The organism is Rhodoplanes roseus, assembly GCF_003258865.1.
Taxonomy (GTDB): Bacteria; Pseudomonadota; Alphaproteobacteria; order Rhizobiales; family Xanthobacteraceae; genus Rhodoplanes; species Rhodoplanes roseus.
Genome location: NZ_NPEX01000390.1, coordinates 1 through 4,346, shown reverse-complemented (window position 1 = coordinate 4,346; position 4,346 = coordinate 1). Strand labels below are relative to the sequence as shown.

Genomic DNA, 4,346 nt, shown 5'->3' with positions numbered 1-4,346 from the left:
CGCCTCCGCCCGGGCCGCGGCGAAGCCCAGGGCCGCGCGCGCCCCGGTGGCGCAGGCGCCTCGGCCGCGCGTCGTGCGCGCCGCGCCGGCCCGCGTCGCACCGGCGCGCAGCGCCTATGTGGTGGCGACCCGCTTCGAGCGCGCCCCGTTCCCGCTGTTCATCGGCGTCGGCTTCTGACGCGTTCAGCACCGACGGTCGCACGCAAAAAGGCCGCGCTCTGCGCGGCCTTTTTCTTGTCGTGGGCGCGATGGTCGCCGGAGCCCGGCGACGTGATCAGATCGAGCCGTTCTTGCGCATCACGGTGCGGCAGGCGGGGCTCAGCTTCACGCGCTCGACCTTGAGGCAGGCGATGACCCGGTCGGCGTCCGGGATGGCGCTGCTGCACAGCCGGAAGGCGTCCGGGATGCAGGCGGCACGCTCCTCCGAGGTGCCCTGCGCGGCGCCGGCCGTGGCCGACAGCGCGAGCAGGACGGCGGCGGCGGGCAGGGCGCGGCCGCGGCGTCGGAGGGCGCGGCCGACCGCGGCGCGCGTCTCGGTGAACAGGCTGGCCCACAGATCGCCGACCACGGTGGCGATCAGGGCGGACGTCTCGGTCTGCGTCGACATGACGGATCCTCCGGTTCGCCGGGCGTTCGTCGCCGGCTGTCCATCGGAGGATCGCGCAGCCCCGCGGGCCCGACTGTGCGCGACGTCACACGCCTTCCATACCAAGCGTCACGGCGTCCGCCCGCCGATGTCGACGACCTCCAGGCTCAGCTTGGTGGTGCCGCCGCCGCGCAGCACGGTGAGCTCGATGCGGTTGCCGACGCCGACCTGCTCGAGCACGTCGCTCAGATCGACGAGCCGCCGGATCGGCGTGTCGTTGCAGGCGACGATCACGTCGCCGACGACGCCGCTCGTGCGGTCGACGCCGCGCAGGCCGGCGCGATCGGCCGGCGAGCCCGGCACGGTGCGCACCACCACGAGCCCTTCGACGCCGAGCCTCGTGCCGACCGATTCGGGCGCCGCCACGATGCCGATGCCGGGCGTCGGCACGCGGCCGCTCTTGATCAGCGCCGGCACGACGCGGTTGACGGTGTCGACCGGCACGGCGAAGCCGATGCCGGCGTTCGATCCGGAGGGCGAGAAGATCGCCGTGTTGACCCCGATCAGCCGGCCGGCCGAATCGAGCAGCGGTCCGCCCGAATTGCCCGGATTGATCGCCGCGTCGGTCTGGATCACGTTGGAGATCTCGCGGCCCGTGGTGGTCGGCAGGCGGCGCTTGAGGGCGCTGATCACGCCGGTGGTGAGCGACTGGTCGAGGCCGAACGGATTGCCGATCGCGAACGCCGCCTGGCCGACCTTCAGATCCGCGGAGCTGCCGATCGGGATCGGCGGCGGCAGCGTGCGGACGCCCGAGATGCGCAGCACCGCGAGGTCGTAGTTCGGCGCGAGCCCGGTGACCTGGGCGCGCGCGACGTCGCCATTGGCGAGCCGCACTGCGATCTCGGTCGCGCCCTGGACGACGTGATTGTTTGTGACGATGTGGCCGGCGGCGTCCCACACGAAGCCGGTGCCGGTCTGGGCGCCGCCGTTCTGCTCGTCCGGATCGGCCCCCGCGAAAGTGTCGCCGCCGGCGCGGCCGGCGACCTGCACGACCGACGGCGACACCCGGTCGAAGATCGCGATGGTGGTGCGCTCCCATTCGGCGAGATCGCCGCGCGGCTCGATCGCCCGCGGCGTGGTCGCCGAATAGAACTGCTGCTGGATCCAGGGCTGCGCCAGCATGGCGGCGAGAACCAGCACGACGGCGAAGAGGATGTAGCGAACCGACCTGTCCACGGACCACTCCAGTGACGACGACGGCGGCACTATGGGACCGCGCCGCTGCGGGAATAAGGCCTGCGGCCGGAGCCGGTTCCGATGCGGCGGGGCGCCGCAGACGGGGTGCGGCGTGCGACCGGGGCGGGACAGGTCGGCGGCCGGCCCGGCTTGACGCTGCACCGCACCCCGTGCCGGGATGGCGGCCGGCCCGTTCGGGCCGTCGTCAAGCAACAACACCATCGGGGGGATGTCATGATCAGGACCGCCATCGCGGGGCTCGGCTGGTGGGGCAGGACGCTGGTGGAGTCGATCGACGGCTCCGCGCTGATGACCGTCGTCGCCGCCGCGCAGCCGCGCGTCTCGCCGGAGATCGACGCCTTCATCACGGCGCGCGGCCTGCGCCATGTGGCGTCCGTCGACGAGCTGGCGAAGGACGACGGCATCGAGGCCGTGATCCTGGCGACGCCGCCGTCCGGCCACGCCGCCGAGACGACGACGCTGGCGCGGGCCGGCAAGCACGTGTTCTGCGAGAAGCCGTTCACCTACGACAAGGCCTCGGCGGCGGCCGCCGCCGCCGCGGTGGAGAAGGCCGGCGTCGTGCTCGGCATCGGCTTCAACCGCCGCTTCCATCCCGAGATGGAGAAGCTGCGCGAGCGAATCCGGTCGGGCGGGCTCGGCGTGCTGGAGCACATCGAGTGCATCATGACGGTGCCGAACGCCCTGTTCATGCCGAAGACGGCGTGGCGCGCCAAGCCCGAGGAGGCGCCGTGCGGGGCGCTGGCGCCGCTCGGCGTGCACGCCATCGACGCCTTCATCCAGCTCGCCGGCGAGATCGAGACGATCTACTGCCAGAGCACCCGGCGCGCCGTCGACCTGCCGACCGACGACACCACCTCGGCGCTGTTCCGGATGAAGAGCGGCGCCTCCGCCTATCTCGGCATGATGATGGCGACGGCGCCGGCCTTCGTGGTCCAGGCCTACGGCTCGAAGGGCTGGGTGCGGCTCGACGGCATGACCCATGTCGCCGGCGCCTCCTCGGAGGAGCGCCGCACCGGCCTGTTCGCCGAATGCCGGTTCCAGCCCGTGCAGGGCGAGGCCGAGACCTGGGCGGCGGACCGCGTCGACACGGCCCGCGTCGGCCTGGAGGCCTTCGCCCGCGCCGCCGCCGGCGGCCCGGCCTTCCCGGTCACCCCGGCCGAGATCGTCCATGGCGCCGCCGCGACCGAAGCCCTGATCCGCTCCGCCGCCACGGGCCAGGCGCAGAGGGTGGAGTAGGCCGCACTCTCGGCACCGTGCCCCGCGGCAGAGCCGGGGCCCGACTTCGACCGGTCGGACGAGGTGCTGAGCCGAACGTTCTCGTGTTTGGTCAGGGAGCAGGCCGCAGTCGCGACCGGCATCGCAGCTTGGCCTCCCACCTCCGGGTGCCTACGCATGTTGCCCCGGCTTGACGGCTCCTATACTCGTCGAACCTTACACCTGCGCGGTCCTTCGGCCGGCGGCCGGTCGCCCGCTGCTCTGCATTGCTTCGTACCGAGATTGGGCCCTCCATGGCATTGGTGTTTCCGTTCTCCGCCATCGTCGGGCAGGACGAGATCAAGCTCGCCCTGCTGATCGCTGCGGTCGATGCGACCGTCGGCGGCGTGCTCGCCTTCGGCGACCGTGGCACCGGCAAGTCGACCGCGGTGCGCGCGCTGGCGCAGCTCCTGCCCAAGATGAAGGTCGTGGTCGGCTGTCCCTATGCGTGCGATCCCGACAAGCCGGCGCCGGCCTGCGAGCACTGCCACGGCAAGAAGCCGGGCGAGCTCAAGAGCCGCCAGGTGCCCGTGCCGGTCGTCGACCTGCCGCTCGGCGCCACCGAGGACCGGGTGGTCGGCGCGCTCGACCTGGAGCGGGCACTGACCCAGGGCGTCAAGGCGTTCGAGCCCGGGCTGCTCGCCCGCGCCCATCGCGGCTTCCTCTATATCGACGAGGCGAACCTGCTGGAGGACCATCTGGTCGACCTGCTGCTCGACGTCGCCGCCTCGGGCGAGAACGTGGTCGAGCGCGAGGGCATCTCGATCCGGCATCCGGCCAAGTTCGTGCTCGTCGGCACCGGCAATCCGGAGGAGGGCGAGCTGCGCCCGCAGCTCCTCGACCGCTTCGGCCTGTCGGTCGAGGTGCGCACGCCCGAGGATCTGGCGACCCGCATCGAGGTGGTGCGCCGGCGCGACGCCTTCGAGCGCGACCCCGAGGCCTTCATCGCCAAGTGGAAGAAGGACGACGACAAGCTGCGCCGGAAGATCCTGGCCGCCCGCGACCGGCTGTCCGGCGTGAAGGTGCCGGACGCGACGCTGGAGAGCGCCGCCAGGCTGTGCATGGGGCTCGGCACCGACGGCCTGCGCGGCGAGCTGACGCTGATCCGGGCGGCGCGCGCGCTCGCGGCGCTGGAGGGCGACGCCACGGTCGGCGACAAGCATCTGCGCAAGGTGGCACCCTCGGCGCTGCGCCACCGCCTGCGCCGCAACCCGCTCGACGAGGCCGGCTCGACCGACGCCGACATGAC

At 72.7% G+C, this 4,346-nt stretch carries 4 protein-coding genes; 2 read left to right on the top strand and 2 right to left on the bottom strand.

Going from position 1 to position 4,346, the window contains the following annotated elements; all coding sequences use genetic code 11:
• Positions 1-274: 274 nt before the first annotated feature.
• Both CH341_RS36090 and CH341_RS28765 read right to left on the bottom strand, forming a co-directional pair.
• Complete coding sequence (locus CH341_RS36090; RefSeq protein ID WP_245431297.1) at positions 275-607, bottom strand: hypothetical protein; 333 nt, start codon at positions 605-607, stop codon at positions 275-277.
• 108 nt (positions 608-715) lie between these two features.
• Positions 716-1,768 (bottom strand): S1C family serine protease, encoded by a 1,053-nt coding sequence (locus CH341_RS28765; RefSeq protein ID WP_111422617.1) that lies wholly within the window; start codon positions 1,766-1,768, stop codon positions 716-718.
• A 288-nt stretch (positions 1,769-2,056) separates the two neighbouring features.
• Here CH341_RS28765 and CH341_RS28760 point away from each other — a divergent pair, with 288 nt between their 5' ends.
• Positions 2,057-3,079, top strand: coding sequence for a Gfo/Idh/MocA family protein (locus CH341_RS28760; protein WP_170149848.1), 1,023 nt, complete (start codon positions 2,057-2,059; stop codon positions 3,077-3,079).
• A gap of 272 nt (positions 3,080-3,351) precedes the next feature.
• On the top strand, positions 3,352-4,346 hold a 995-nt coding region (gene bchI / locus CH341_RS28755; RefSeq protein WP_111422612.1), incomplete at its 3' end, for a magnesium chelatase ATPase subunit I.